This window comes from Coleofasciculus sp. C1-SOL-03 (assembly GCF_040220555.1).
In the GTDB taxonomy this organism is placed as follows: Bacteria; Cyanobacteriota; Cyanobacteriia; order Cyanobacteriales; family Coleofasciculaceae; genus Coleofasciculus.
On sequence record NZ_JAVJUO010000238.1, the window covers coordinates 1 to 4,454 of the forward strand.

The window sequence follows — 4,454 nt, forward strand, 5'->3', positions numbered from 1 at the left end:
GGTGGTGATGGATTTCGGATGGACAGGGACATTAACGGCGCCCGTGGGATTTTCCTACGGGCTTTGGGAGATATCCCCTCTCTAAGAGCTTGTCTTTTAGAGTGCATTGTTAGCATAAGTTAGCAAAATTATATCGGTACACCTCAGCTTTGGGAATTGGTTGAGCAAATTGTGGCGGACTGTCTTAAAGCGGGTTATTTACAAAATGCGCGATCACTCTCCACTAAGAGTCAAGTAGACTAGATCATTATGTCTATTGTTGTGGCTCAAAATCTGAGCAAAGTCTACCCCGTAGCGGTCAAACAACCCGGTATTAAGGGGACTCTCACCCACTTTTTGCGCCGAAAGTACCGCTCTGTCGTTGCTGTACAAAATGTTTCCTTTGAAATTGGTATGGGGGAAGTGGTGGGATTTCTCGGTCCCAATGGTGCCGGTAAAACCACGACCTTGAAAATGCTCACCGGACTGGTTCACCCTTCCGGGGGTGAGGTTAAGGTGGCGGGTCATCAGCCATTTCAGCGGGAAGCCAACTTTTTGCAGACGATTACCCTAGTCATGGGTCAAAAGCAACAACTGCTTTGGGACTTACCCGCCTTGGATTCCCTGAGAATCAACGCCGCCGTTTATGGAATTTCTCACAACCAGTTTCAACGTCGTGTCGGGGAACTGGCAGAAATGTTATCCTTAGAAGCCAAACTCACGCAACCCGTGCGGAAACTCTCCCTCGGAGAACGGATGAAAGCCGAATTGCTGGCGGCGCTTTTGCATCAACCCCAAGTCTTATTCTTGGATGAACCGACATTGGGATTGGATGTTAATGCACAATTAGCGGTGCGGAATTTCTTACGCGAGTACAACCAGCGCACGGGAGCCACGGTTTTATTGACCAGTCACTACATGGCAGATATTACAGCATTGTGTCAGCGAGTGCTGCTAATTTATGAAGGGCAAATGATTTATGATGGCAGCTTGGAGGGACTTCTCAATCGCTTTGCTCCCTATCGGGAGGTGAAAGTAGAACTGGCTCAACCCTTGTCAAAAGAGGAGTTATCGGGTTATGCAGAAATAGAAGCGGTGGATGGGTTAGCGGTACGTTTCCTCGTGCAGCGTGAAAAGCTGACAAGTACCGTGGCTCGGATTTTGGCGGATTTAGAGGTGATAGATTTAACGGTTAGTGACCCCCCCATCGAAGAAGTCATCGGTCGGGTTTTCCGAGCCGGAGTTGTTTCGTGATTTTTGGTCATTGGTCATTGGTCATTGGTCATTGGTCATTTGTCCAGAAATTAATCATTTGGACAGGGCGGGTGTAGGGTGCGTTAGCGTTCGCGAAGCGTTCCCGTTCGCGCAGCGTTCCCGTTCGCGCAGCGTTCCCGTTCGCGCAGCGTTCCCGAAGGGTAGGGTAGGGTAGGGTAGGGTAGCGTAACGCACCATTTCAAACGATAGTAGTGAAACCCGCCCCTACATAGAAAACTTTTTTCTAGTCATTAATTATTTACCTTGCCCATCTCCCCCACCACAATACTGATTCAGCAGCGTCTAATTACTATGAAGCGATTAATTTATACCAGTAAGATATTTCTATCTGTGTACTATGCTCACATGTTGGAATACCGGGCAGAGCTTTTTTTTTGGATACTGTCCAACAGCTTGCCGTTGATTCTTATGGGGGTTTGGATGCAGGCATCTCAAGCCGGGGAGTTTGAACTAACTCCTGAAGAATTTATGCGTTACTTCCTATCGGTTTTTATCGTTCGCCAGTTTACTGTGGTGTGGATGATTTTTGATTTTGAACGGGAAGTGGTAGAAGGCAGACTGTCTCCTAAACTCCTACAACCCATTGATCCCGTATGGCATCATGTTGCAGGTCATCTATCTGAACGCTTTGTTCGCCTACCTTTATCCGTTGTACTTTTAGCTTTGTTCTTTTTCCTCTATCCCCCAGCCTTTTGGTTACCTGGTTTGGGTGATATACTATTATTTATATTCATCACAGCCATGGCATTTGCCCTACGATTTTTAATCCAATATACCTTTGCTTTATTTGCATTTTGGACAGAGCGAGCCAGTTCACTGGAACAATTTTGGTATTTATTCTATTTATTTCTGTCAGGAATGATGGCACCGTTGGAAGTTTTTCCCCCTACAGTTCGAGCTGTTGCCGAGTGGACACCTTTCCCTTACTTGGCTCATTTTCCCGCCGCGTTGTTAGTTGGGCTACCTGTTAATTTTATCCAAGGAATTTTGGTTATGGTGGGTTGGGGATTGTTATTTTTTGGCATCAATCGCTGGTTGTGGCGCAAGGGATTGAAGCAGTATTCGGGAATGGGAGCTTGAGATGAGTGGGGGTGCAGGGGGGCTTACAGGTGTAGGTTTTTTATTTTATGGTTGGGACAAGACAAGGAGGACAAGGATGGAAAGAAGACAAGGGGGAAAAACCGTACAAAATTAGGTTCGGTCAAACTCACTTCTAAAAGCCGAAACGCCCCGGGTTAGAATGTAGATTGGGTGGCGTGATCGAACTCCTGTAACGTTCGTTTAGCGCGATCGCTCCTCAAGCCAACTTGACAAATCCGCCAAACTGTTGAAGTCTAAAAAATCTTCTCCTAAGCTTTCTAAATCTTCAAGAGATAAATCCTCAATTTTGCGGCTGAGCGTCGCCGGGATGTCTCCAAAACGCTTTTTAAGTTGGCGCATGATTAAGGCAAGTGCTTCAGTGAGTCGTCCTTTCTCTTCAGCATAAGTAATTCGTCCTTTCTCATCTTGCAGCATCATCCCTCGCCGATCAACAATGTCCAATTCTTCTACTGTCATGTTGGCTTGATTCGCCAGTTGTAACGCAAATTCTATCTCTGATACTTCTGCCAAACTCTCAGGAATACTCTCTAAACGTGCCGCTTCTTTCAGAAAATAAATCCATTTATCTGCCAAAGTATGTACCTCAGACAGGGTTTTCTTGAATTTCGGTAATTCTACAAAAATTAGCCGCAGTTCATTTCCGAGAATTGGAAACTTATCCTCTTCCTCATAAAAGGAAAGCTTACTGATTATTTTCTCTGTATTTTGAAATAATATGAAATCCGTAATTGTCACCGCTATTGCCGGATTGAGAAGGGGATAATCTTCTCCTTTTGCCAACTGGTTGCTATAGGCTTTTGCCAGATTATACGCCACTCGCTTATTAAATGCTGACATAGAGGCAATTTGCATCTCTATGATCACAATCGAGCCATCGGCTAACACCGCTTTTACATCTAAATAGGTTTCTTTTAAGCTAATCACCTGACCGGGATTATAGGGATTGACAATCGTTAAGGATTGAATCACCTTCTCGCCGTCATAAATGATGGCATTGAGAAAACTGATTAAAATAGCTTGACTTTGTTCGGAGCCGAATATTTTTTTAAAGGCATAATCGACCTTGGGGCTAATAAATCTCATGGATTTCTCCCGTTTAAGCTTGAAAAGACAGAAGATAGTTTAATCGTAACACAAAGCTGTCATCCATTTAAATGGGGAATGGCTAGCCAGCAAGAAACTCGCACTAAGCTGTTCGGCATTTAAATTGGGATGCCTAAAACCCTGAAAGGCAACAGGGAAAAGGCAAAGGATAACAGAAAATACACAATTTAAATGCGTTTTAGCGTACAAAAAATTTTTCAGGATTAACATTAAGGTTTAAATGCCAAACAGCTTAGGGTTGCTTTGGGGCATATCAGGTTTCTTGGACAGGGTGGGTGCGAAGTAGGGTGGATGGGGTACTTGACCTGTCGATGGTGTTGGGTTTGCTAACTCAACCCAACCTAAGGCTACAGCTAGAGAACCGCAACTGTCTGTCATTGTTGGTCTACTGAATTCATTTGTCACCTCTTCGGCTTTTCAACGCTACGATTAAGGATAATCATCATTGGAAGCGATCGCGTTGACGTTTATTAAGGACTAAACAACGATGAGTGGAAAAAAGATTTTAATGGTCGTTGGCGATTTCGTCGAAGACTACGAGGTCATGGTGCCATTTCAGGCATTGCAAATGGTGGGACATACTGTTCATGCAGTTTGTCCTGATAAAAAGGCTGGAGACAGCGTAAAAACGGCGGTTCACGATTTTGAAGGGGATCAAACCTATAGTGAAAAACCCGGTCATAACTTCGCCTTGAATGCCACATTCAGTGAGGTAGTAGCCGCCGATTATGATGCCTTGGTGATTCCCGGTGGACGTGCCCCGGAATATATCCGCCTAAATGAGACGGTTCTAGAGATAACCGTTCCGAAAAACCTATACAGAACTATGCAGATCTAGGCATATCTGGACTTGCGTCGGAACGTGCAGACCAAGACTCACCGCAGTCTACGTTAGACGGGTCATGACACCTTGATGTGAACGCCAGCATCATGCTCTATCGGATTCAGTTAAGCAATCAGTGAACAGGTTTATAGCTGTAGTGCTGAATCCTTAA

Annotated in this window: 3 protein-coding genes and 1 pseudogene; 3 read left to right on the forward strand and 1 reads right to left on the reverse strand. The window is 44.9% G+C overall.

The genetic code is table 11. From position 1 onward, the window contains the following. Positions 1–249 precede the first annotated feature (249 nt). Both RIE73_RS35980 and RIE73_RS35985 read left to right on the forward strand, forming a co-directional pair. Entirely contained in the window at positions 250–1,233 is a 984-nt protein-coding gene (locus tag RIE73_RS35980) for an ABC transporter ATP-binding protein (RefSeq protein ID WP_446405731.1), read from the forward strand. A 312-nt stretch (positions 1,234–1,545) separates the two neighbouring features. Continuing rightward, complete coding sequence (locus RIE73_RS35985) at positions 1,546–2,334, forward strand: ABC transporter permease (protein WP_446405732.1); 789 nt, start codon at positions 1,546–1,548, stop codon at positions 2,332–2,334. A gap of 201 nt (positions 2,335–2,535) precedes the next feature. Here RIE73_RS35985 and RIE73_RS35990 read toward each other — a convergent pair whose 3' ends face one another. Then, positions 2,536–3,438: an Rpn family recombination-promoting nuclease/putative transposase gene (locus tag RIE73_RS35990; RefSeq protein ID WP_446405733.1), complete on the reverse strand. Its 903-nt coding sequence runs from the start codon at positions 3,436–3,438 to the stop codon at positions 2,536–2,538. Between the two features lie 508 nt (positions 3,439–3,946). Here RIE73_RS35990 and RIE73_RS35995 point away from each other — a divergent pair. Continuing rightward, positions 3,947–4,261: pseudogene (locus tag RIE73_RS35995) on the forward strand (DJ-1/PfpI family protein); the annotation flags it as partial. Positions 4,262–4,454: the final 193 nt, after the last annotated feature.

Coding starts and splice junctions, on each gene's coding strand:
- RIE73_RS35990 (WP_446405733.1), bottom strand. CDS start 3,438: ATGAGATTTATTAGCCCCAAGGTCGATTATGCCTTTAAAAAAATATTC.
- RIE73_RS35985 (WP_446405732.1), top strand. CDS start 1,546: ATGAAGCGATTAATTTATACCAGTAAGATATTTCTATCTGTGTACTAT.
- RIE73_RS35980 (WP_446405731.1), top strand. CDS start 250: ATGTCTATTGTTGTGGCTCAAAATCTGAGCAAAGTCTACCCCGTAGCG.